Raw genomic sequence first — 23,688 nt, 5'->3', positions numbered from 1 at the left:
GCACCCGGGGCCATCGGTGTGAACCCCGTCGACGGCACCCGTCGCCTGCCCGGGTGTGCTCGTCGTATTGACGCACAGTGTGCGGCATGGACATCCAGAGGTCGAGCGCCGTGCCGGGCCCGCGGAAGCGGCGCGTGCGCCGGGTGCTGTTCGCCTCCGCCGCCGGCTGCGTGGTCCTCGGCGGGGTGCTGGTGCTGCTGCCCTGGGAAGGCGGTTCCGCTCCCCCGCCCGCGCCCGGCCCGGCGGCGCTGGCGCGCGGGGCCGTGACCGGTGGGGCGCCGGCCGCGCTGGGGGACCTGGCGGTGCTGATCGGCGACCGGGAGAAGTACCTGCGGGCGCATCCGCTGGACGGGCCGTCGTGGGCGGTGCTGGGCGCGGCCTATGTGGAGCAGGGCCGGCGGACCGCGATCCCCGCGAACTGGCCGAAGGCCGAGAAGGCGTTGCGGACGTCGCTGAAGGTGGGGGCGCGGGACGATCCGCAGGCCCTGGAGTCGCTGGCGGCGCTGGCGGTGGAGCGGCGGGACTTCCCCGAGGCGCGGAAGTGGGGCGAGAGCGCGCTGAAGCTGGCGCCGAAGCGGTGGACGGTGCACGCGGTGCTGATCGACGCGTACACGGGGCTCGGCGACCACGAGGCGGTGGGGCGGGCCCTGGACCGGATGCGGAAGCTGCGTCCGGGCCTGCCGGCCGTGCGGGCGCGGGCCGCCGCCGTCTACCGGGACCTGGGCTGGCGGGAGGACGCGGCGGCGCAGATCTCCGACGCGGCCGCCGCCGCCGGGCGCCCGGCCGAGCGGGCGGCGTACCTGGAGCAGGCCGGACGGCTGGCGTTCGAGCGCGGGGACCGTGAGGGGGCGCTGCGGTACTTCCGGGCGGCGCTGCGCACCGACCCCGACGAGCGGGCCGCGCGGGCCGGGGAGGGCCGGGCGCTGGCGGCGCTGGGGCGGACGGCGGAGGCGATGAACGCCTACCAGGCGGTGCTGGCGAAGCGGCCGTGCCCGCAGTACGCGCTGGAGCTGGGCGAGCTGTACCAGTCGCTGGGCATGGAGCCGGCGGCGCGGGTGCAGTTCGACCTGCTGCGCAGGCAGGTGCGGGACGCCGAGGAGGCGGGGGCGGACGAGGAGTTGGTGGTGGGGAGGTTCGAGGCGGACCACGGGGATCCGCAGGCGGCGGTGGAGGCGCTGGAGGCGGAGTGGCAGCGGCAGCCGGGGATCGAGGTGGCCGACGCGCTGGGCTGGGCGCTGTACCGGGCCGGTGACCACGAGGAGGCGCTGCGGTTCGCGGCGATCGCGACGGACGGCGAGCACGGCGGCGGGGTGCGCAGCGCCCTGCACATGTTCCACCGGGGGATGATCGAGCGGGCGCTGGAGCAGTACGGGCCCGCGCGGCGGCATCTGCGGGAGGCGCTGACGATCAACCCGTACTTCTCGCCGCTGCGGGCGCCCGAGGCGCGGCAGGCGCTGGCGGACCTGGGCGAGCCCTCGGTGGAGGGCCCGCCCGCGTAGCCGCCCGGTCGGCCGCTCGCGTCGGCCGGAGCGGCCGGCGCGGTCAGAGGTTGCCGCGCTTCTCCTGCTCGCGCTCGATCGCCTCGAACAGGGCCTTGAAGTTGCCCTTGCCGAAGCCCATCGAGCCGTGGCGCTCGATCATCTCGAAGAAGACGGTCGGACGGTCCTGGACCGGCTTGGTGAAGATCTGCAGAAGGTAGCCGTCCTCGTCGCGGTCGACGAGGATCTTCAGCTCGCGCAGGGTCTCGACCGGGACGCGGGTCTCGCCGGCCCACTCGCCGAGCGTGTCGTAGTACGAGTCGGGGGTGTCCAGGAACTCGACGCCGGCCGCCTTCATGGTGCGGACGGTCTGCACGATGTCGTTGGTGTTCAGCGCGATGTGCTGGACGCCGGCGCCGCCGTAGAACTCGAGGTACTCGTCGATCTGGGACTTCTTCTTGGCGACCGCGGGCTCGTTGATCGGGAACTTGACCTTGAGGGTGCCGTCGGCGACCACCTTGGACATGAGCGCGGAGTACTCGGTGGCGATGTCGTCGCCCACGAACTCCTTCATGTTGGTGAAGCCCATGACCTTGTTGTAGAAGCCGACCCACTCGTTCATGCGGCCGAGTTCGACGTTGCCGACGCAGTGGTCGACGGCCTGGAAGGTGCGCTGCGCGGGCGGCTCGACGATCGGCGCGGCGGCGGCGTAGCCGGGCAGGTAGGGGCCGTCGTAGCCGGTGCGCTCGACCAGGGTGTGACGGGTCTCGCCGTAGGTGGCGATGGCGGCGAGGACGACGGTGCCGTGCTCGTCCTTGACCTCGTAGGGCTCCGCGACGGAGCGGGCGCCGTGCTCGACGGCGTAGGCGTGGGCGGCGCGCGCGTCCGGGACCTCGATGGCGAGGTCGACGACGCCGTCGCCGTGCTCGGCCACGTGCTGGGCGAGGAAGCGGCCCCACTCGGTGGCGGGCTTGATCACCGAGGTGAACACGAAGCGGGCGGAGCCGTTCTCCAGGACGTAAGCAGCGGTCTCGCGGCTGCCGTTCTCCGGTCCGGAGTAGGCGACCAGCTTCATGCCGAAGGCGGTGGAGTAGTAGTGCGCGGCCTGCTTGGCGTTGCCCACGGCGAAGACGACCGCGTCCATTCCCTTGACCGGGAAGGGGTCGGCCTGCCGGGCGGTGTCGGGAGTGTGGTGTGTGGTCTGCGTCATAGCCGCAGGGTCTCCCGCGTCCGCAAGGTGCGCAATAGTTTGCGTTCCCACTGGGCACTCTGCCCAGTGAAATGCCGGTCACGGCAGGCGATCTGTACAGGATGACCAGCCGGGAGGGGTGCGGGATGGGGATCGACCGTCTGGACGGGCGGATCATCGGGCTGCTGGCGCGGGAGCCCCGGATCGGGGTGCTGGAGATGTCCCGGCGGCTGGGGGTGGCGCGCGGCACGGTGCAGGCGCGGCTGGACCGGCTTCAGTCGAACGGAGTCATCCGCGGGTTCGGTCCGGAGGTGGACCCGGCGGCGCTCGGCTACCCGGTGACGGCGTTCGCGACGCTGGAGATCCGACAGGGTCAAGGGCCCGATGTCCGGGCGCACTTGGCGAGTGTGCCGGAGGTGCTGGAGCTGCACACGACGACCGGTACCGGGGACATGCTGTGCCGGCTGGTGGCCCGCTCGAACGCCGATCTCCAACGGGTGATCGACCGGGTTGTCGGTTTTGATGGCATCGTCCGGGCCGCCACGGCGATCGTGATGGAGAACCCCGTTCCGCTGCGGATCATCCCGCTGGTGGAGCAGGCGGCCGAGGACCGCGACCGACGACGTGAGTGAGACCGCCCCGGCCCGGAGGTGAGCCGACGTGAACTTCTGGGAGTTTCTCGGCAGCCGCCACCAGCAGTTGCTCACCGACGCCTATCAGCACGCCAGCGCCGTCTTCCAGTGCATGGTGGTGGCGACGCTGCTGGGGGTGCTGATCGGTGTCGTCACCTATCGCAGCGAGTGGGCCGGGAACATGGCGACGCTCACCACCGCGACCATCCTGACCATTCCGTCCCTGGCCATGATCGGTCTGCTCATCCCGGTCGTGGGGCTGGGCGTCCCGCCGACGGTGACCGCGCTGACGCTGTACGGGCTGCTGCCCATCGTGCGCAACGCGATCGTCGGGCTGCGCGGCGTGGACCCGGCGCTGGTGGACGCGGCCACGGGCATCGGGATGTCGCGGTGGGCGCGGCTGCTGAAGGTGGAACTGCCGCTGGCCTGGCCGCCGATCCTGACCGGCATCCGGGTCTCGACGCAGATGCTGATGGGCATCGCGGCGATCGCCGCCTACGCCTCCGGGCCCGGCCTCGGCAACGAGATCTTCCGCGGGATCGCGTCGCTGGGCAGCAAGAACGCGCTCAACCAGGTGCTCGCGGGCACGCTCGGCATCATCGTCCTGGCCCTGCTGTTCGACGCCGCCTACGTCCTGCTGGGCCGGCTGACCATCTCCCGGGGGATCCGTGTCTGAGACGCCCGAGACCCTCTCCGCCGACGCGCCGGACGCCCCGGGGCCCGCGGGCACCACCGGCGCGACCATCGAGCTGGAGAACCTGACCAAGCGCTACCCGGGCAGCCCGCTGCCCGCCGTGGACAACGTCTCCATGGAGATCAAGGCGGGCGAGACGGTCATCTTCGTGGGCCCCTCGGGCTGCGGGAAGTCCACCACCCTGAAGATGATCAACCGGCTGATCGAGCCGAGCGGCGGACGCATCCGCATCGACGGCGAGGACGTCACCGACATCGACCCGGTGAAGCTGCGCCGGAAGGTCGGCTACGCGATCCAGTCGTCCGGGCTCTTCCCGCACATGACCGTCGCCCAGAACATCGCGCTGGTGCCCCGCATGATCGGCTGGTCGAAGTCGCGGATCCGGTCCCGGGTGGAGGAGATGCTCGACCTGGTGGGGCTGGACCCCGGGGAGTTCCACGACCGCTACCCCCGCCAGCTCTCCGGCGGCCAGCAGCAGCGGGTCGGGGTGGCCCGGGCGCTGGCGGCGGATCCGCCGGTGCTGCTGATGGACGAGCCGTTCGGCGCGGTCGACCCGATCACCCGGGACCACCTCCAGGACGAGCTGATCCGGCTCCAGCGCGAGCTGCACAAGACCATCGTCTTCGTCACCCACGACTTCGACGAGGCGATCAAGCTGGGCGACCGGATCGCCGTACTGCGGGAGCAGTCCCACATCGCCCAGTTCGACACCCCGGAGGCGATCCTCACCAACCCGGCGGACGACTTCGTCTCCGGTTTCGTGGGCGCCGGGGCGGCCCTGAAGCGGCTGAACCTGACCCGGGTGCGGGACGTGGAGGTCACCGACTATCCGACGGTGACCGTGGAGGACCCGCTCCAGCACATCTTCGACCGGCTGCGGGACTCCGGCACCAACGAGATCCTGCTGCTGGACCGGCGCGGCCGCCCCTACAAGTGGCTGCGGCGAGGCGACCTGATGCGGGCCAAGGGCTCCCTCGCGCGGGCCGGGACGCTGGTCAGCGACACGGTGACGCGGGACGCGACGCTGCGGGACGCGCTGGAGGCCGTGCTGACGGACAACACGGGGCGGGTCGCGGTCACCGGGCGGCGCGGCGAGTACACGGGCGTCGTCGACATGGAGACGCTGATGAACTCGGTGCAGGAGCTGCTGGAGGCCGACCGGCTGGACGCCCTGGAGCACCGGCACGACCTGGAGGAGGCGCGGGCCGACCGGACGCACTCCGAGCAGGAGGGCTTCGGAGGGGCGGCGAAGGCGTGAGGTCACCGACGGGCCGGCCGGACGAGGGCGGACACGGGAGCCACATGGCGCTCACCGACCCGGACGACGGCGACGAGGAGCGGGAACCGCGCCGGCCGGAGCCCGCCCGGAGCGCCCCGCGGGTCACCTGGCAGAAGCTGACCGTGCTGCCCGCGGTGCTGGTGCTGGTGCTGCTGGCGACCTGGCTGTGGTTCCGGCAGGCGTCACTCGACGCGCTCAGCCAGAACGCCCTGGCGCGCGGCGCGGTCACCAAGGCCCTGTGGCAGCACATCCAGCTGACGGCGATCTCGACCTTCTTCGTGCTGGTCATCGCCATTCCGCTGGGCATCCTCCTGACCCGCAGGATGTTCCGCAAGGCCACCCCGGTGGCGATGGCGTTCGCCAACATGGGCCAGGCCACGCCGGCCCTGGGTCTGCTGGCCCTGCTGGTGATCTGGCTCGGCATCGGCCGCCGGTCGGCGCTGATCGGCATCATCATCTACGCCATCCTGCCGGTGCTCTCCAACACCATCGCGGGCCTGAGGGCCAACGACCCGACGCTGCTGGAGGCGGCGCGCGGGATCGGCATGTCGCCGACGGGCGTGCTCACCCGGGTGGAGCTGCCGCTGGCCGTCCCGCTGATCCTGGCCGGGGTGCGCACCGCCCTGGTGCTGAACGTCGGTACGGCGACGCTGGCCGTGTTCGGGGGCGGCGGCGGCCTGGGCGTGCTGATCACCACCGGCATCACCAGCCAACGCATGCCGGTGCTGGTGCTGGGCTCGATCCTCACCGTCGCCCTGGCGCTGCTGGTGGACTGGCTGGCCTCGCTCGCCGAACTGCTGCTGCGCCCGCGCGGCCTGGAGGTGGGGACATGAGGCGGCGTACGGGTCTGCTGGCGGCGGCGGTCCTGGTGGCGGCCTCCGGCTGCGGCCTGACCAGCGGCTCCCCCATGGTGGACGACGTGAAGCCGGGCACGATCGGGCGGGGCGAACCCTTGAAGGGCGCCGACCTCACCGTGGTCTCCAAGGAGTTCACCGAGCAGCTGATCCTCGGCGCGATCATGGGCATCGCCTTCGAGGCGGCCGGGGCCGACGTGCTCGACCGCACGGGCATCCAGGGTTCCGTCGGCACCCGCGCGGCCGTGGAGAACGGCGACGCGGACGCCACGTACGAGTACACGGGCACCGCCTGGATCACCTACCTCGGCAACAGCGAGCCGATCCCCGATCCGCACCAGCAGTGGGTGGCGGTGCGGGACGCGGACGCGAGGAAGGGGCTGACGTGGCTGCCGCCGGCGCCGATGAACAACACCTACGCGCTGGCGATGAACCAGGCCAACTACCGCAAGTACCGCACCAGGACGCTGTCGCAGGTGGCCGAGCTGTCCGAGAAGGACCCCTCCGCCGTGACGCTGTGCGTGGAGGGCGAGTTCGCCAACCGCGCCGACGGCCTGCCGGGCCTGGAGAAGGCGTACGGGATGAGCATCCCGCAGCGGAACATCACCCAGATGGACACCGGCATCATCTACACGCAGACCGCCAAGGGCGCCTGCACGTACGGCGAGGTGTTCACCACCGACGGGCGGATCAAGTCGATGAACCTGGTGGTGATGGCGGACGACAAGAAGTTCTTCCCGAACTACAACGCGGCGCCCATGGTCAGGACCGACACCCTGAGGAAGTGGCCGGCGATCGCCTCCGTCCTCGACCCGGTCACCAAGGCGCTGACCAACGACGTCGCGCAGACCCTGAACGCGAAGGTCGACGTCGACGGGGAGGACCCGCACCAGGTGGCGCTGGACTGGCTGAAGGAGAAGGGCTTCGTGAAGGAGGGCTGAGCCCGGCAGGCGGCGCCGCTCAGCAGGAGGGGACGTCGCCCTTGCCCGAGTCCAGGGCCCGCAGGGCGTCGATCGCGCCCTTCAGGGTGGTCACCGGGATGAGCCGCAGCCCCTTCGGGAGCTCGGCCCGCGCGTCCGAGCACTCGGCCTTCGGCACCAGGAAGACGGTGGCCCCGTCCCGCCGGGCGGCCTGCGTCTTCAACGGCACACCGCCGACGGCGCCGACCTTGCCGTCGGCGCTGATCGTGCCGGTGCCGGCGATGGTCCGGCCGCCGGTCAGATCGCCTCCGCCGCCGTCGCCGTCCAGCTTGTCGACGATGCCGAGGGAGAGCAGCAGTCCCGCGCTGGGGCCGCCGATGTCGCCGAGGTCCAGCTGGACGTCCACGTCGGCCGGGTCGAGGTCCAGGTAGTCGAGGGCGGCCGTGGTCGCCGTGTCCTGGGACTCCCGCATCTGGTCCAGGTTGTACTTCTCGATCTCCTTGACGCCGTCGCCCTCGGGGTACACGGCGTCCAGGGGCATCACGGCCCGGTCGGTGTCGAACCAGTTGCCGAGCACATCACCGAGCGACACCCGCGCGTCCGGTCCGGTCGCCACGATCGTCGTCATCCGCAGCTGCCCCTCGGTGTCCCGCACCGGCGCACCCGAGATCCGGATCACCTCGTCGCCCTGGTACTCCGCGAGCACGTCCGCCGTCGACCCCGGCTGCGCGACGGAGAACGGCAGGGGCGCGAACGCCGCGGTGGCGAACAACGCGACGACGGGCACAGCACAGACGGCAACAGCCTTGGGCCGCGTGAGACGAGAGAGCACGCCCTTAATCTAACGTGCCACCCCGGCCGTCAGAGCTGCGGGCAGCCACCCCCGTAGCACGTCGTAGCTGCGGGCAGTCGTGCCTCCCCCAGTGCCTTGAACGGCCTGGGAGGTATCCCCAGGGCGGCACGGGTGGGCGCTGGGCGTCCCCCTCTGGGGGAGGCACCCGTCAGCGCCGGGCAGCGCAACCCACCCCCGGCCGACCCCCACGCCGGGTCACCAACCGCCCGCCGTCACCTCAACGCCTCCGCCACCTCCCGCGCAGCCTCCATCACCCGCGCCCCCACCCGCTCCGGCACCACCTCGGACAGCATCACGACCCCCACACTGCCCTCCACCCCCGTCACCCCGAGCAGCGGCGCCGCGGCCCCGCAGGCCCCCGCCTCCAGCTCCCCGTGCGTCAGCGTGTATCCCGGCCCGGGCTCCGCCACCGCGACCTTCTGCCGCGCCGCCAGGATCGCCTTCCCCGCGGCCCCCCGCTCCAGCGGATGCCGGAACCCGGCCCGGTACGCCACGTGGTAGTCCGTCCAGGTCGGCTCGACGACCGCCACGGCGAGCGCCTCCGCGCCGTCCACCAGCGTCAGATGGGCCGTCGCCCCGATGTCCTCGGCGAGTGACCGCAGCGCCGGCATCGCCGCCTCGCGCACCAGTGGGTGCACCTGGCGGCCCAGCCCCAGCACCCCCAGCCCGACCCGGGCACGTCCGCCCAGATCACGGCGTACGAGCGCGTGCTGCTCCAGCGTGGCGAGCAGCCGGTACACGACGGTCCGGTTGACGCCCAGTTTGTGGGACAGCTCGGTGACGGTCAGCCCGTGGTCCGTATCGGCCAGCAGTTTGAGGACGCGCAGTCCCCGGTCGAGCGTCTGAGAGGTCTCCGCGGTCACGACGCCCACTCCTTAGTGGTGAGGTCGACGGCCCCCTCAGCGGCGGATGCGTCACCGAGTCCCGTCGGTCACGCGCTTCAGAGGCCGCCGATCGGCTGACGGCCCGGCCTTGTGCCCGGGCCCAGTCGCTTCACGGCTGCGCTCCGCGGCGGCGCTGCCACGGGGCGTGTGCGTAGCGGGACAGTAGCGAGCCGGTTCGCTCAGCGGAAGGCTCCGTCCAGAATCCGGTCAGCAACCGGCGAGGAGTGACCGTGTTTGTCCTCGAACGTCCAGCACACGCTGTCGCATCGTCACCCCACCGTGTCACTTCATGCGCGTCGCCCACTCCTGCACCTTGGCGATGCGCTGGCGCAGCTGTCCGGCGGTGGCCTCGGCGCTGGGCGGGCCGCCGCAGACGCGGCGCAGCTCGGTGTGGATCACCCCGTGCGGCTTGCCGCTCTGGTGGACGTAGGCGCCGACCATGGTGTTGAGCTGCTTGCGCAGCTCCATCATCTCCTTGTGCGAGACGACCGGCCGCCGCTCGGCGGGCAGTTCGAGCAGGTCGGCCTCTTCGTCGGGCTTCCTGCGGCTGTGCGCGATCTGGCGGGCCTGCCGCTTCTGGAGCAGCAGCTGCACCTGGTCGGGCTCCAGCAGCCCGGGGATGCCGAGGTAGTCCTGCTCCTCCTCGCTCCCCGGGTGGGCCTGCATGCCGAACTCGGCGCCGTTGTACATGACCCGGTCGAAGGTGGCCTCCGACTCCAGCGCCTCGAAGGCGAACTGCTCCTGCTCGCCGGTGTCCTCGTCCTGCTCCCGGTTCGCCTCGTCCATCTCCTTCTCGGACTCGGCGTACGGGTCCTCCTCGCCCTCCTTCTTGGGCTTGTCGAGGACGTGGTCGCGCTCGCGCTCCATCTCGCCCGCGAAGGTGAGCAGGTCGGGCACGGTCGGCAGGAAGACGGAGGCGGTCTCGCCGCGCCGCCGGGACCGTACGAAGCGGCCGACGGCCTGGGCGAAGAACAGTGGCGTCGAGATGGTCGTCGCGTACACGCCGACCGCGAGGCGCGGCACGTCGACGCCCTCGGACACCATGCGGACGGCGACCATCCAGCGGTCGGTGCTCCGGCTGAAGGTGTCGATGTTCTTCGAGGCGCCGGTGTCGTCGGAGAGCACGACGGTGGCCTTGTCGCCGGTGATCTCGCGGATCAGCTTGGCGTAGGCGCGGGCGGAGTCCTGGTCGGCGGCGATGACCAGGGCGCCGGCGTCCGGAATGGCCTTGCGGACCTCGGTGAGCCGCTGGTCGGCGGCGCGCAGCACGGCGGGCATCCACTCGCCGCGCGGATCCAGCGCGGTGCGCCAGGCCTGGCTGACGGCGTCCTTGGTCATCGGCTCGCCGAGCCGGGCGGCGATCTCGTCGCCGGCCTTGGTGCGCCAGCGCATGCTGCCGCTGTAGTTCATGAAGATGACGGGGCGCACGACGCCGTCGGCGAGCGCGGAGCCGTACCCGTAGGTGTAGTCGGCGGCGGAGCGCCGGATCCCGTCGTTGCCCTCCTCGTAGGTGACGAAGGGGATGGGATTGGTGTCCGACCGGAAGGGCGTACCCGTCAGCGCGAGGCGCCGCGTGGCGGGCTCGAAGGCCTCCAGGCAGGCCTCGCCCCAGGACTTCGAGTCACCGGCGTGGTGGATCTCGTCGAGGATGACGAGGGTCTTGCGCTGCTCGACGCGGTTGCGGTGCAGCATGGGCCGGACGCCGACACCGGCGTAGGTGATGGCGATGCCCTGGTACTCGCGGCTGAGCGGCCCCGCGCTGTACTCGGGATCGAGCTTGATCCCTATCCGGGCGGCGGCCTCGGCCCACTGCTTCTTCAGGTGCTCGGTCGGCGCGACCACGGTCACCTGCTGCACGACGTGGTGGTGCAGCAGCCAGGACGCCAGCGTCAGCGCGAACGTCGTCTTACCGGCGCCGGGGGTCGCGACGGCCAGGAAGTCCCTGGGCTGCTCCTGGAGGTACTTCTCCATCGCCCCCTGCTGCCAGGCCCGCAGCTTGCTGGCGGTGCCCCACGGGGCGCGGCCGGGGAAGGCCGGGGAGAGGTGGTGCGAGGTGCTGGAGCTGGCGGTGGTAGTCACGGTCTCCGAAGGGGGTAGAACGGCTCGGCCACGTATGACAACCGGGCCACCCTACCGGCGCTCCGAGGCGACCGGCGGCCGCGGCGGGGCGGGTCACCCCTGGGTGGGACGGACGTCACAGCCGCCCCGACGGCCCCGGCCGCCCCCGGCTCACCGCTCCCGCAGCCGTGTCGTCACCCACGCCCCCGCGAGGGCCACGGCCGCCATCGGCAGGAAGACCGCGGCAAAGGCGGCCGGGTGGGAACCGGTGGCTTCCGTGGCCGTGTGGGTGACCGTGCCGCCGCCGAGGGCCGCGAAGGCGGCGCCGCCGATGGCGAGCAGGATCACGTTGGACAGGCCGTCGGAGATCTGGAGGGCGGCGGAGTTGGTGCCGGCCTCCTCGGGGGCGGAGAGCTGGAGCAGGAGAACACTGGTGGAGGAGATCACCAGGCCCATGCCGAGGCAGCCGAAGCCCCAGGCCACGGCCACCGTCCAGGCGGGCACGGCGTCGATCAGCACGCTCGGGGCGGTGGCGATGGCCGCCGCGACCAGCAGCATCCCCAGGGTCATCAGCCGGTCCCGGTACGGCTCCAGGCGGGGCCGGGACTGGAGCCAGGAGCCCCCCGCCCAGGTCGCGCCGCCCGCCGCCAGCGAGAGCCCGGCCAGCGTCGGACTGAGCCCCCGCTGGGTGACCAGCATCAGCGGTACGAAGGACTCGGCGGCGATGAAGGACCCCGCGGCCACGCCCCGCAGCAGGACCACGGAGGGCAGACCGCGCGCCGCCCGGTAGGTGCCGCGCGGCAGCAGCCCGAGGACGGCCGGGACCAGCAGCGCCACACCCGCCGCACCGGGCAGCAGCGAGCTCCAGCGCAGGTCCTGGGCGGCGTACTGGAGGAGTCCCGCCCCCAGGGAGATGCCGAGGGCGAGACGGATGCGGCGCCGGTCGAAGGAGGCCGGCGCCTGGTCGCCGCCCACCGGGCCGGCCGCCTTGGCCCGTATCTGGGGCAGCGCGAGCGCCAGCGGGAAGACGACCAGCACCGGGATGCCGACGAAGACCCAGCGCCACCCGAGGTGCTCGGTCACCGCGCCCGACGCCAGCGGTCCGACGACCGACGGCACGACCCAGCCCGCCGCGAACGCCGCCATGATCGCGGGCCGCAGCCGCTCCGGGTAGGCCCGCCCCACGACGACGTACAGCGCGACGATCACCAGCCCGCCGCCGAGCCCCTGCACGGCCCGCCCGAGGATGAACAGCCACATCGCACCGGCAGTCCCGGACAGCAGCAGCCCGGCCGCGAAGGCGGCGATGCCGCAGGTGAGCGGCGCCAGCGGCCCGCGCCGGTCCGACCACTGCCCGGAGAGCACCATGCCGAAGAGACTCGTCGTGAAGTACCCCGAGAAGGCGAACGCGTAAAGCGACACCCCGTCCAGCTCCCGCGCCGCGACCGGCATCGCCGTGCCGACCGCCGTCGCCTCGAAGGCGATCAGCACGACGACGGAGACGATGCCGATGCTCAGCGCCCGGTAGGCGCGGCTCAGCACGGTGTCGGCGGGGGCGGCGAACTCGGTGGCCGGGCCGGCGCCGGCGGGTTCCGCGACGTCGGTGTCGCGCGGGTCAGGGACGGTCATGGGGGCCAGCGTAAGGTCCACAGCCACCTTTGACCCCTGTCGGGAGACGGGGCGGAACCGGGACCTTGGTCGTAAGACCACGCCCGGCGTCCGGCCCGTTCGTGAACGGCACATGGCAGTCGCGTTGCATGCCGTCCCGATCCCTTGAGCCCTTTTCCCGCACAGCCGTACGGTCGAGTCACCGAGTTCGGCACGGACCCCGCGAGGAGTCCGGACCACGGCCGTGTGCCCGAGTGGCCCAGGGGCTCGCCTGCAAAGCGAGTTACACGGGTTCGAATCCCGTCACGGCCTCGACGTGAAGGCAGGAAGGAAGGGCGGCACCTCCGAGGAGGCGCCGCCCTTCCGCCGTCCCGAGCGGGGCGCGCCGACCTGTGCGCGCTGTCAGGGATGCTCCGTCACGCGGCGTCGCGTCCCGCGACGGCTTCCAGGAGTGCCGCGCGGCGCAGGGCCCAGAGGGTGAGGGTCAGGGCGGAGACGTCCGAGGTGAGGGGGTGGAGCGTGCCCTCCGCGGTCCTCCAGGTCAGGACGGCGCCCGTGGTGCCGTCGAGGACCACGTGACCGGCGTCCGTCAGGCGGCCCAGGCGTATGAGCCGGTCCGCGCCGGCGGGGAGCCGGTGTCCGGGGAACTCCTCCGCGTACTCCGTCAGCGTCGGCAGCAGCAGCTCGTCCGCGTCCCGGTGGAAGGGGTGCGCCTCGTCCGGCAGGCCCGTCTCCGTCAGGAAGCGGCGGGTGGGCTCATGGGTGAGGGCCGACGGGAAGTCGAGGGGCTCGAAGCGGGTCACGTGGGCGCGGCCGAAGTCGTGGTCCGGGAAGCCGGGAGGGAGGGCGGCGCCGGGTGGCGTGCGGTGACTTACCGTCAGGAGCAGGCAGCTCAGCAGGGTGGTCGTGTTCCACAGGGAGGGACGCTCGGCGCCCGCCGGTGTGCTCCGCGGCCGCCGCGGGTCCTCCGGCGAGGTCGCCAGGCGGACCCGGGTCACCAGGGAGGGGACCGCCCGGACCTCCGTCGTCCCGCTCGTCACCGTCTGCATGATCTCCCCCGAGATGGTCTGTGCGCCCGTGCTCACTCCTGCGGAGACTACGCGCTGCCACTGACAACGCGTCCGCGCGCGAAACCCCGCCGCCCCGCAGGACGCGGCGGACGCCTCCGCCGTCGCCTCGCACGGCTCAGCCGGTGACCACCGCTGCCTGGGGGCGGATCGGGAGGCGGTTGACCGGGCGGCCCGTGGCTGCGCGGACCGCGGAGGCGATGGCCGCCGGGGAGGCCACCACCGGCACCGCGCTGACCGCCTTCGCGCCGAAGGGTGCGACCACGTCCCGTTCCTCGACGAGCTTCACGATGCGGATGTCTGGGGCGTCCAGGGCCGTCGGGAGGGCGTAGCCGGTCAGGTCGGGGTGGCGGATCAGGCCGCGCGGCGTGCGCAGGTTCTCCGTCAGCGCGATGCCGACGCCCTGCGTGACGCCCCCCTCGATCCGCGCGGTGAGCTGGGCGGGGTTCAGGACGCGGCCCACATCCTGGGCGACCGCCAGCTCCACGACCCGTACCGAGCCGATCTCGATGTCGACGTCCACCACCGCGCGGATCGCGCAGAAGGACATGCCGACGAAGGCGTCCCCCTGGCCCGCCTCGTCCAGCGGCTCGGTCGGGTGCGGGCGGCACTGGGCGGTGGCCCACAGCTCCTTGCCGTCCAGCGCCTCGGCGACCGTGGTCGACAGGACGCCGTCGTACGAGGTGATCTTGCCGTCGGCGATCTGGAGCAGCTCGGTCGACATCCCGAACTGGTGGGCCAGCGGCTGGAGGAGCTGGGTGCGGACCATCTTGGCCGCCCGCTCCACCGCGCCGCCCGACACCCAGGTGTGGCGGCCACGGCAGCCCGCGCCGGCCGGGGGCTGGTCGGTGTCGACGGGGGCCACGTGGACCTCGTCCACGCCGAGGGTCTCCTGCACGATCTGACGGGCGAGTGTGGTGAAGCCCTGGCCGGTCTCCACGGCCGCGCACAGCACGGTCGCCACGCCGTCCTGGACCTTCACCGTCGCCGTGGAGACCTCGTCCGCGCCCTCCGCGCCGAGCATGTGGACCATGCCGATGCCGTAGCCCACGCCCCGCCGCACCGCGCCCGGCTCGCCCGCGCCCTCGGGGCCGCCGGGCAGCAGCCACTCGTCCTCGGGCGTGTCCTTCGGCAGCGCGGGGAGCGGGAAGTCCCGTACGGCCTGGAGGAGTTCGGCGACCGGCGCCGGGCAGGTGACGGTCTGGCCGGTGGGGAGCACGTCGCCGGTGGCCATGACGTTGCGCAGCCGCACCTCGGCCGGGTCCAGGCCCAGCTTCTTGGCGATCTTGTCCATCTGCGCCTCGTAGGCGGCGCACACCTGCATGGCGCCCTCGCCGCGCACATGGCCGGAGGGCGGGTTGTTGGTGCGTACCGCCCAGCCCTCGATGAAGGCGTTCGGCACGACGTACGGGCCGCAGGCGAAGGCGACCGCGGCGGCCAGGGCGTCCGAGGACGTGTCGGCGTAGGCGCCCGCGTCGAGCAGGATCTGCGCCTCGACCTTGACCACCCGTCCCTCGGCGTCCGCGTGGTGGCGGTAGCGCAGGAGGGTGGGGTGGCGGTGCGTGTGGCCGAGGAAGGACTCCTCGCGGGTGGCCGCGAGCTTCACCGGGCAGCCGGTCTTCAGCGCCAGCAGGCCGAGCGGCAGCTGGAAGCCCTGGTCCTCGCGGTCGGCGGTGGCGCCGGGCACCCCGGTGACGACGATCTTCACCCGCTCGGGTTCGAGCCCGTAGCAGGCGGCGGCCGTGTCGCGGTCGCCGTGCGGGTCGGTGGAGGCCAGGTACAGCTCCACGCCCCCGTCGGGGCGCGGCACCGCGAGGCCGGCCTCGGCGCCGATGGGGGCCGGGTCCTGGCGGCCGATGCGGTACAGGCCCTCGACGACGAGCTCACCGGTCGCCTCCGGGTCGCCGTGCCGCAGCGGGAGGTGCCGGATCAGGTTGCCGTCGGGGTGCAGCGGCTCGGCCTCGAAGGCCTGCTCGGGGTCGGTGACCGGGTCGAGCACCTCGTACTCGACGATGACGGCGGCGGCGGCCATCCGCGCCGTGTCCGGGTGGTCGGCGGCGACGGCGGCGATGGGCTCGCCGTGGTGGCGTACGACCTCGGAGGCGAACACCGGGCGGTCGGCCCGGCCCCTGCCGTGCAGCGGGGTGCCGGGCACGTCCTCGTGGGTGACGACCGCGCGGACGCCGGGCATCTCGCGCGCGTGGGTGGTGTCGATGGACACGATGCGCGCGTGCGGGTGCGGTGAGCGCAGCACGGCGGCCCACAGCAGGCCCTCGGCCCACAGGTCGGCGGCGTACGGGAAGGTGCCCTCGGTCTTGGCGCGGGCGTCGGCGGGCGGCAGGGAGGTGCCGAGGCCGTGCGGGGCCGGCTCGGGGGCGGCGGGGACGGCCTCCGCCGTGCCCGCGGCCTCGGCGGTGGCGGCTTCGTTGCTCACGCGGGGCCTCCGTCCTGGCCGTAGTCGCCGTAGTCGCCGTACGGCTGGTCGTGCGGTGCGGGGGCGTCCGGTGCGCCGGGCGTGCCCGGGGAGTCGAACGCCGACGGGTGGACGCCGCCGGCGCCCGGGCCCGCCTGGTGCGGGATGCGGGGCTCGCCGGCCTCCGCCTCGGCCGCGTCGGCTGCGGAGTGGGCTTCGCGCTCGGCGACGACCTCCCTGACGGCCTCCAGGACGCCCCGGTAGCCGGAGCAGCGGCAGAGGTTGCCGCACAGGGCCTGCCGGGTCTCCAGGTCGGTCGGCGCGGGGTTGCCCTCGAGGAGGTTGTGCACGGTCATCGCCATGCCGGGGACGCAGAAGCCGCACTGCACGGCGCCGCACCGGGCGAGCGCCCGCTGCACGTCCGAGGGCTGTCCGTCGGCGGCCAGGCCCTCGACGGTGCGCACCTCGCTGCCGGCGGCGGTGACGGCCGGGACCAGGCAGGAGGCGACGAGCCGTCCGTCGACCTGGACGTTGCAGGCCCCGCACTCGCCCTGCGAGCAGCCGTCCTTGGCGCCGGCGAGGCCGAGGCGTTCCCGCAGCACGTACAGCAGGGACTCGCCGATCCAGGCGTCGGTGACGGGGCGGTCGGCGCCGTTGACGCGGAGCACGTAGGAGGCGAGGGGGTGTTCGTCGTGCGGGGCGGCGGGGGCGGGCTCGCCGGCGTCGGCCGTGTCGGTGGCCTCGGCCGCGTCGGTGGCGTCCGCCCGGGGTTCCTGGCGCGGGTCGTCCTCCGCCTCGTGCGCGGCCGGGTCGCCGGCGGGCTCCTCGGCGGCCTCCGGTCCGGGTGCCGTCTCCTCGTCGCCGGTGGGTGCCGCGGGGGGCTCAGCGACGCCCTCAGGGGCCTCCTCGGCCTCCTGCGCCGCGCCGGTGGGGGCCTGGCCGGGTGCGTCGTGCGCCGGGCCCTCGTCGGGGCCCGCCTCCTCGGCAGAGGCCGGCGGCTCCGCCGGGGCCGGCTCCTCGTCGGCCCGCTCCGGCTCGGCCGGTCCCTGGGCCCACGGCTGGTTCGCCCAGGGCGCCGGTGCGCCGCCGGGCAGGGTGGCCGGCGCGGTGCCGCCCCACTGCTCGGCCAGCGACGACGTGGTGAACTCGCCCGACTCGTCCGGGAGGTCGCCGTCGGCGACGGGGATGGACCACTGCCCGGTGACGTCCTGGCCGGGCGCCTCGTGCCCCGCCTCGTCGGCCGGTGACGCGTGCTCCACGGCGTCGGAGAAGTCCCACTGGCCGGTCGCGCCCGGGTGGTACGTGAACCCGTCGCCGTGCCCGGTCTCCGTGCCGTACGCCGCGGCCTGCCCGTAGGGGTCCTGCTGCGCGTACCCGGAGTGCTCCTGGTGCCCGGGGTGCTCCTGCGCGGCCTGCCCGGGGTGCTCCTGCGCGGCCTGCCCGGGATGCTCCTGAGGGGCGTGCCCGGCGTCCGGGACGTGCCACTGTGCGCCGTCGACGGGCGCGGACGGCATCGCCCAGCTGCCGGTGGCCGCCGGGTCGGTGCCTGCGGTGGTGGCGGGCGCGACCGTGATCTGCGGCGGCACATAGCCGTGCCCGGGCGCGGCGAGCGGGCTGTCGGCCGAGGCCAGCAGCGCGTCGATGCCGCCCTCGGGAAGCTTCACGAAGGCCGTCGCGCCGTCGTCGTAGTCGCCCTGGGGCAGCGGGTCCCAGCGTCCGCCGCTCGGGGGCGTGCCCTGTCCGTGGCGGTCGTCGTGCTGGTCGTCGGTCACGACAGCGCCCTCCCCAGTGCTCGTCGGGCCAGCGCGGCGACGGTGCGCCGCAGGTGCAGTACGGCTGGCGGGAGCTGCGGCACGGAGCCGTCCTCGGCCGGGGCCGCGTCGGGGATGCAGGCGGCGGCGACGTACTCGCCGAAGGCGGCCAGCGCCTCCGGGACGATCGCGCGGCCGTTGTCCCAGTCGATGAGCGACGCCACCCACTGCTCGGCCTCCAGGGGCCGCAGCGGCATCGGTGCGATGGCGCCGACCGCGCAGCGCACGCCGCGCCGGGCGGGGTCGAGGACCAGGGACACGGACGCCAGCGCACGGCCGGGGCCGGTCCGGCCGGTCGCCTTCAGGAAGACCTGCGGGGCGTGCAGCAGCGGCACGCGCACGTAGCCGATGAGCTCGCCCGCGCGGAGCATCTCCATGCCGGCCAGCAGGTGCGAGACCGGCATCTCGCGGCGGGCCCCGCCCGGGCCCGCGATGATCAGGGTCGCCTCCAGCGCGGCCAGCACGGGCAGCGCGTCCCCGGTGGGGGCGGCGGAGGCGATGTTGCCGCCGAGCGTGCCCGCGTTGCGGATCTGCGGCGGGCCTGCGGCGCGCGCGGCGGCGGCGAGCGCCGGGATGAGGGCGGCGAAGTCGGGGCGACCCATGCGCGCGTGCGTGAGCCCGGCGCCGAGCAGCGCGTGCCCGTCCTGGTACTGCCAGCCGCGGATCTCGCTGATGCGGCCGAGGCCGACCAGCGCGGCGGGCCTGAGCTGCCCGGAGTTCACGGCGGCCATCAGGTCGGTGCCGCCCGCCACCGGCACGGCGGCGGGCATGGCCGCGAGCGCCGCCACGGCCTCGTCCAGGGTCGTGGGCAGCGTGACGGCCTGCGCCGCCTGCGGTGCGTGCGTGGTCAAACCGACTGCCCCTTCCCGCTGTCCCACCTGGTCCCGCCCGTGTTGCCGTACGGTACGACCTGACAGGGCGGACGTGGCAACTCTGGCACATCTTCGCAGGGCCCGAACGCGGGGGTCCGCTAGGAGGCATTCGCCCACCTCACCGACGAGATGGCCCGTTTTCGCCCGGGTTTCCCGTTGGCCTCCGGTGCGCGCGAGTTGCCACTCTTCAGTGGCGGTTCAGGGCTTTTCCCTCAGTTCTCCGACGGCGGTACTCGTCCGGTGACGGTACTCGTCCGGCGGGGCTACTTGTTCGGCGGCGGTCCGTCGATCGGCCGGCCGAGCACACCCGGCCGGCGCTGCCAGGGCAGGGGACCGGCGGGCGGGCGGTAGGCGACGCCCAGGGCGTCCAGGCGCCGGTAGTGGGCGGTCATCCGCCGCTCGAAGCCGGCGAAGTCCCGTTCGCCCGGGGCGGGCAGGGCGCTCCAGGCGACCTCCGCGAAGGCGGCGAGCCGCGGGAAGACCTGGTAGTCGACACGGGCCTGGTTCTCCATCACCTCGGTCCACACGTTCGCCTGGGCGCCGAGCACATGTGCGGACTCCTCGGGCGTCAACTCCGTTGGAACCGGCTCGAACCGGTAGACGTCCTCCAGGGTGCGGACGAAACCGATCGGCACGGGTTCGTCCTCGCCGGCGTCCTGCCGGTGGTCCAGGTACACCTGCTGCTCGGGGCACATCACCACGTCGTGTCCCGCGCGCGCGGCGGCGACCCCGCCGGCGTATCCGCGCCAGGACGACACGGCCGCACCCTCGGCCAGGCCGCCCTCCAGGATCTCGTCCCAGCCGATGAGCCGACGCCCGCGCGCGGTCAGCCAGCGGTCGAAGTGCTTGATGAACCAGGACTGGAGTTCGTCCTCACCGGCGAGCCCGAGTTCCTCGATGCGTTCCTGCGCGGCGGGCGAGCGCCGCCACTGCTCCTTGGGGCATTCGTCGCCGCCGATGTGCACGAACTCGGAGGGGAAGAGTTCGAGGAGTTCCTCGAAGACGCCCTCGTAGAAACGCAGCGTTCCGTCCGTGGGCGCGAGGACGTTCTCGCAGACGCCCCAGGTGTCCCAGACGGTGAGCGAGGCGGTGTCGACGACGTCGGTGTTGCCGAGTTCCGGATACGCGGCGATGGCGGCCTGCGAGTGCCCGGGTACGTCGATTTCGGGGACGACGGTGATGTGCCGTTCGGCGGCGTAGGCGACGATCTCGCGGATGTCGTCCTGGGTGTAGAAGCCGCCGTGCGGCTTGTCCTCCCACAGCGGGGACGCACGGTGCCCGTATTTGGTGCGGGCCCGCCAGGATCCGGTCTCGGTGAGTTTCGGATACCGCTTGATCTCGATCCGCCAGCCCTGGTCGTCCGTCAGGTGGAAGTGCAGGACGTTGAGTTTGTGGGCGGCCATCAGGTCCAGGTAGCGCAGGACGCCTTCCTTGGGCATGAAGTGCCGGGCGACGTCCAGCATCATGCCGCGCCAGCGGAAGCGGGGCGCGTCCTCGACGATCTGGTGCGCAATGCCGGGGGCGGGGCCGGGGCGCACGGGCGCCCGGCGGAAGGCCTCGGGCCCGAGCAGCTGGCGCAGGGTCTGGGCGCCCCAGAAGACGCCCGCGGGGCCGCCGCCGCGGATCTCGACGCACCGGTCGCGGACCACGCTCAGCCGGTACGCCTCCGGCTCCAGCGCGTCGTCCAGCAGCAGCCGGACGCCGGCGTCGTCCCGCTCCCCCGGCCGCAGGGGCAGCGCGAAGGCGGCGCCGAGCGTGGCGCGCAGCCAGCGTTCCGTGGTCTCGGTACCGGGAGCGGCCCACAGGGTGGTGTCGCCGTCGAGCAGGACGGCACACCGCATGGGGCCCTCGACGGCGCGCGGCTTCGGAATCAGGTCGGTCATGTCAGTCCTTCACCGCTCCGCCGAGGCCGGAGACGAGTCGTCGTTGTACGAGTACGAAGAAGACCAGCACCGGGATCGTCATCACGGTGGAGGCCGCCATGACCCCGCCCCAGTCGGGGTCGTCCGGTTTGTAGAAGACCAGCAGCGCCATCGGCAGCGTCGACTGCGACGTGTCGCTGATGATGAACGACTTGGCGAACAGGAAGTCGTTCCAGGTCGAGATGAAGGAGAAGACACTGGTCGCCACCAGCCCCGGGAGGACGAGCGGGAATAGGATCTGCCACAGAAAGCGCGCCCGGCTCGCCCCGTCGATGTACGCGGCCTCCTCCAGCGCTTCGGGCACCGCTTTCACAAAGCCCCGCAGCATCCAGACGGCGAACGGCAGCGAGAAGGCGATGTGGGGCAGGATCAGCGATCCCAGTGTGTTCAGCTGGCCGAGGTCCCGCATGAGGAAGAACAGCGGGATCGTGAGTGCTTCCACCGGCACCATCTGGGCCACCAGGAACATGATCAGCAGGGTGGTCCGGAAACGGAACCGGAAACGTGTCACGGCGGTCGCGGCGAGAAACGCGATGAGCGCCGAGGCGATCACGACGGTGCCCGCCACGAGAAGGCTGTTGAGGAAGTAGCGGCCGAATTCCTGCTGCCCGAAGACCCGCCGGAAGGAGTCGAGGGAGGGCGCCGCCGTCCACGGCCGCGGCCGGCTCGACTCGATCTCCCCCGCCGGCTTGAAGGCGCTCAGCACCATCCAGTACAGCGGGAAGGCGACCACGACGGCGATCAGCAGGGCCGCGGCGTCTGCCGCCGACCGCCACGGACGGCGCACACGCGCACGCGGAAGATTCACAGCTCCTCCCCCTGGCGGCGCAGCAGCCGCAGGTAGACCAGTGTCACGGCGAGCAGGATCAGCAGCATCACGACGCCGATCGCCGAGCCGAGGCTGTACTGCGAGGACGCGAACGCCTTCTGGTAGGCGTAGACGTTGAGGACGAGGTTCTGGCCCGCGATGCCGCCGCCGTTCGTCATGACGTAGATCTGGGTGAAGACCTTGAAGTCCCAGATGACCGACTGGATGGTCACGACCACGAGGATCGGCCGGAGCATCGGGGCCAGCACCGAACGCCAGATCCGCCACTGGGAGGCACCGTCGAGCGCGGCGGCCTCCAGCACCTCGGAGGGAACGGCCCGGATACCGGCGTAGACGGTGACCATGACGAACGGGAAGGAGCACCAGACCACTTCGAGCAGGACGAGCAGGAAGGCGCTGTACCGCCCGTACGTCCAGGAGTGGTCGCCGAGCCCCAGCATCCGGTTGACGGGCCCGAAGTCCGCGTCGAACAGCAGCAGCCACACCGTCGACCCGGTGACCGCCGGGGTCGCCCACGCGCCCAGTGCCGCCAGCATCAGCACCAGCCGCGGCACGGCCCGCACTCGCGTGAGCAGTACGGCGAGCGCACACCCGACGGCGAGGGTGGACACCACACAGGCGGCGGCGAACACGACGGTGGCGGACAGCACCCGCCAGAACTCAGAGTCCCCGAAGAGCTCCGCGTAGTTCCCGAATCCCTGGAAGGTGGTGGGCTCCCCACCACTGACCTGGGCCTGCGTGTACTCCAGGAAGGAGATCAGCCCGAGCTGGTAGACGGGGTAGACGAGCAACCCGCCGAGGACGACGAGAGCGGGGGCGAGGTACAACCAAGGGATGCCGGAGCCGCGCCCGAAGGGGCGCGGGGCTGTGCCGACTTCGGGGCTGCCGCCGCGTGGGCGCGAGGAACGACGACGCACCGCACCCCGCCCACGCACCGCACCCCTCGCCCCGGTGGGCACCCCCGTCATCCGGCGGAGCCGAACGCGTCGTTCATCCGCTTCGCCGCCCCCTCCGCGGCGGCGCCCACGGACTTCTTGCCGCTGACCACCTCCTGGAACATCGTCGGCAGCACCAGCGACGAGTCGATGGTCGCCCACGCCGCCGACGCCGGCACGAACTTCGTACCGGAGGCCAGCGTGTCGACGAACGGCTTCACGAACGGCTCCTTCGCCGCGACCTGCTGCCGCACGTCCGTGAAGGTCGGCAGGAAGCCCATCGCGTCGAACAGCTCGCCCTGCGCCTCCTTCGACGCCAGCCGCTTCATCAGGTCCACGGCGAGGGTGCGGTGCGACGTGCTCCTGAGGACGCCGATGTTGTTGCCGCCCGCGAAGGCCGGGGCGATCGAGCCGGGCTTGGCACCGGGCAGCGGCACCACCGCGTACTTGCCCTTGACCGCGCCGGCCTCCACGGCCTGGTGGCTGAAGTCGCCGCCGATGGCCATGGCCGCCTTGCCGGAGGCGAACGCGGTGACGGTGTCGTTGCCGCCCATCCCGGCGCACTTGGCGGCGGGGCAGTTGTCGTCGCCGAAGAGGGACGTGTACGCCTTGATGCCCTTCTGCGCGGCGGCGCTGTCGATCGCCGAGGCGTACGAGCCGCCCTTGCCGGTGGCGAGTTCGCCGCCGTTGGCCCAGATGAAGGGCATCGCACCGTAGGTGTAGGCGCCGCCGACCGCGATGCCGTACAGGTCCGGCTTCGCGGCGCGGACCGCCTTCGCGGTGGACGCCAGCTCCGCCAGCGACGTGGGCGGCTCGAGGTCCAGCTCCTCGAAGACGTCGGTGCGGTAGTACAGGGCCCGTACGCCGACGAAGTACGGGGCGCCGTAGACCTTGCCGTCCACGGTGACCGACTGCCGGGCGGTCGGGTCGGTGTCCTTGGCCTCGTCCCAGGCGCCGAACTCCTCGGTGACGTCGGCGAGTCCGCCGTCCTTCACATAGCCGGCGGTGTCGGTGTTGCCGTACTCGATGACGTCGGGGGCGCTCTTCGGGTCGTTGAAGGCGGCCTTGATGCGCTGGGCGCGGGTCTCGACGGGGATGTACTCGACGGAGACGTCCGTGCCCTCATGGGCCTTCTCGAAGGCGGCGAGTACCTGGTCGACCGCCTGTTCCTTGGGCTTGTTGTTGACCTCCTGGAAGAGCCAGACCCGCAGCGTGCCGCTCTTCTCGTCCTTGCCGGACGAGGAGTTGTCGGACGTCTGGGGGGCGCAGGCCGCGGTGACGACGGCGGTGGCGGCCAGGAGCACGGCCAGCCGGGGGGAGAGCTTCATGGAGTGTTCCTCCGGACGTGCGTTGCAACATATGCAATGACGGTTTCGCTCTGCACAACACC

19 protein-coding genes and 1 tRNA gene are annotated in these 23,688 nt (G+C 72.7%); 7 read left to right on the top strand and 13 right to left on the bottom strand.

Annotated features, from left to right (window positions below; genetic code table 11):
• The first annotated feature begins 86 nt into the window (after positions 1-86).
• A complete protein-coding gene (locus tag AB0E77_RS07450) occupies positions 87-1,499 on the top strand; it encodes a tetratricopeptide repeat protein (RefSeq protein ID WP_361566904.1) in 1,413 nt (470 codons plus the stop codon).
• Positions 1,500-1,542: 43 nt separating this feature from the next.
• Here AB0E77_RS07450 and hppD read toward each other — a convergent pair whose 3' ends face one another.
• Entirely contained in the window at positions 1,543-2,688 is a 1,146-nt protein-coding gene (hppD, locus tag AB0E77_RS07445) for a 4-hydroxyphenylpyruvate dioxygenase (RefSeq protein ID WP_361566901.1), read from the bottom strand.
• Between the two features lie 125 nt (positions 2,689-2,813).
• Here hppD and AB0E77_RS07440 point away from each other — a divergent pair, with 125 nt between their 5' ends.
• The 5 genes from AB0E77_RS07440 to AB0E77_RS07420 are packed head-to-tail and all read left to right on the top strand — an operon-like array spanning position 2,814 to position 7,067.
• Complete coding sequence (locus tag AB0E77_RS07440) at positions 2,814-3,299, top strand: Lrp/AsnC family transcriptional regulator (RefSeq protein WP_189231007.1); 486 nt, start codon at positions 2,814-2,816, stop codon at positions 3,297-3,299.
• A 28-nt stretch (positions 3,300-3,327) separates the two neighbouring features.
• Complete coding sequence (locus AB0E77_RS07435; protein ID WP_361566898.1) at positions 3,328-3,975, top strand: ABC transporter permease; 648 nt, start codon at positions 3,328-3,330, stop codon at positions 3,973-3,975.
• Positions 3,968-5,251: a betaine/proline/choline family ABC transporter ATP-binding protein gene (locus tag AB0E77_RS07430; RefSeq protein WP_361566896.1), complete on the top strand. Its 1,284-nt coding sequence runs from the start codon at positions 3,968-3,970 to the stop codon at positions 5,249-5,251. The genes AB0E77_RS07435 and AB0E77_RS07430 overlap by 8 nt, the downstream gene beginning before the upstream one ends.
• 44 nt (positions 5,252-5,295) lie before the next feature.
• Positions 5,296-6,105: an ABC transporter permease gene (locus AB0E77_RS07425; RefSeq protein ID WP_361567507.1), complete on the top strand. Its 810-nt coding sequence runs from the start codon at positions 5,296-5,298 to the stop codon at positions 6,103-6,105.
• Positions 6,102-7,067, top strand: coding sequence for a glycine betaine ABC transporter substrate-binding protein (locus AB0E77_RS07420; RefSeq protein ID WP_361566893.1), 966 nt, complete (start codon positions 6,102-6,104; stop codon positions 7,065-7,067). Before AB0E77_RS07425 ends, AB0E77_RS07420 begins: the two co-directional genes overlap by 4 nt.
• A 19-nt stretch (positions 7,068-7,086) precedes the next feature.
• Here the strand turns inward: AB0E77_RS07420 and AB0E77_RS07415 are convergent, their stop codons facing one another.
• From AB0E77_RS07415 to AB0E77_RS07400, 4 genes are all read right to left on the bottom strand, one after another.
• The gene (locus AB0E77_RS07415; RefSeq protein ID WP_361566891.1) at positions 7,087-7,878 is read right to left on the bottom strand and encodes a S16 family serine protease; all 792 of its coding nucleotides are present in this window, start codon (positions 7,876-7,878) and stop codon (positions 7,087-7,089) included.
• A gap of 233 nt (positions 7,879-8,111) precedes the next feature.
• Entirely contained in the window at positions 8,112-8,762 is a 651-nt protein-coding gene (locus AB0E77_RS07410; RefSeq protein WP_361566888.1) for a helix-turn-helix domain-containing protein, read from the bottom strand.
• 303 nt (positions 8,763-9,065) lie between these two features.
• Complete coding sequence (locus AB0E77_RS07405; protein ID WP_361566885.1) at positions 9,066-10,862, bottom strand: DEAD/DEAH box helicase; 1,797 nt, start codon at positions 10,860-10,862, stop codon at positions 9,066-9,068.
• Between the two features lie 150 nt (positions 10,863-11,012).
• Entirely contained in the window at positions 11,013-12,470 is a 1,458-nt protein-coding gene (locus AB0E77_RS07400; protein WP_361566882.1) for an MFS transporter, read from the bottom strand.
• A gap of 219 nt (positions 12,471-12,689) precedes the next feature.
• On the opposite strand from AB0E77_RS07400, the gene AB0E77_RS07395 reads away from it, so the two are divergent.
• A tRNA-Cys gene (locus AB0E77_RS07395) sits at positions 12,690-12,761 on the top strand.
• Between the two features lie 104 nt (positions 12,762-12,865).
• Here the strand turns inward: AB0E77_RS07395 and AB0E77_RS07390 are convergent.
• The 8 genes from AB0E77_RS07390 to AB0E77_RS07355 all read right to left on the bottom strand — a co-directional run bounded on the left by AB0E77_RS07390 (position 12,866) and on the right by AB0E77_RS07355 (position 23,626).
• Positions 12,866-13,534, bottom strand: a complete 669-nt coding sequence (locus AB0E77_RS07390; RefSeq protein ID WP_361566879.1) for an SUKH-4 family immunity protein — start codon at positions 13,532-13,534, stop codon at positions 12,866-12,868.
• Positions 13,535-13,634: 100 nt separating this feature from the next.
• Positions 13,635-15,950, bottom strand: coding sequence for a molybdopterin cofactor-binding domain-containing protein (locus tag AB0E77_RS07385; protein WP_361566876.1), 2,316 nt, complete (start codon positions 15,948-15,950; stop codon positions 13,635-13,637).
• Entirely contained in the window at positions 15,947-17,701 is a 1,755-nt protein-coding gene (locus AB0E77_RS07380; RefSeq protein ID WP_361566873.1) for a 2Fe-2S iron-sulfur cluster-binding protein, read from the bottom strand. Before AB0E77_RS07380 ends, AB0E77_RS07385 begins: the two co-directional genes overlap by 4 nt.
• Positions 17,698-18,591, bottom strand: coding sequence for an FAD binding domain-containing protein (locus tag AB0E77_RS07375; RefSeq protein WP_361566870.1), 894 nt, complete (start codon positions 18,589-18,591; stop codon positions 17,698-17,700). The genes AB0E77_RS07380 and AB0E77_RS07375 overlap by 4 nt, the downstream gene beginning before the upstream one ends.
• Before the next feature lie 284 nt (positions 18,592-18,875).
• Positions 18,876-20,495, bottom strand: a complete 1,620-nt coding sequence (locus AB0E77_RS07370) for a beta-N-acetylhexosaminidase (RefSeq protein ID WP_361566868.1) — start codon at positions 20,493-20,495, stop codon at positions 18,876-18,878.
• Between the two features lies 1 nt (position 20,496).
• Positions 20,497-21,342: a carbohydrate ABC transporter permease gene (locus AB0E77_RS07365; RefSeq protein WP_361566865.1), complete on the bottom strand. Its 846-nt coding sequence runs from the start codon at positions 21,340-21,342 to the stop codon at positions 20,497-20,499.
• A complete protein-coding gene (locus AB0E77_RS07360) occupies positions 21,339-22,331 on the bottom strand; it encodes a sugar ABC transporter permease (protein WP_361566862.1) in 993 nt (330 codons plus the stop codon). The genes AB0E77_RS07365 and AB0E77_RS07360 overlap by 4 nt, the downstream gene beginning before the upstream one ends.
• Positions 22,328-23,626: an extracellular solute-binding protein gene (locus AB0E77_RS07355; RefSeq protein WP_361566859.1), complete on the bottom strand. Its 1,299-nt coding sequence runs from the start codon at positions 23,624-23,626 to the stop codon at positions 22,328-22,330. The genes AB0E77_RS07360 and AB0E77_RS07355 overlap by 4 nt, the downstream gene beginning before the upstream one ends.
• Between the last annotated feature and the right edge of the window lie 62 nt (positions 23,627-23,688).

The organism is Streptomyces sp. NPDC032940, from assembly GCF_040636935.1.
GTDB lineage: Bacteria > Actinomycetota > Actinomycetes > Streptomycetales > Streptomycetaceae > Streptomyces.
This window is presented reverse-complemented; position numbering and strand designations above follow the sequence as displayed.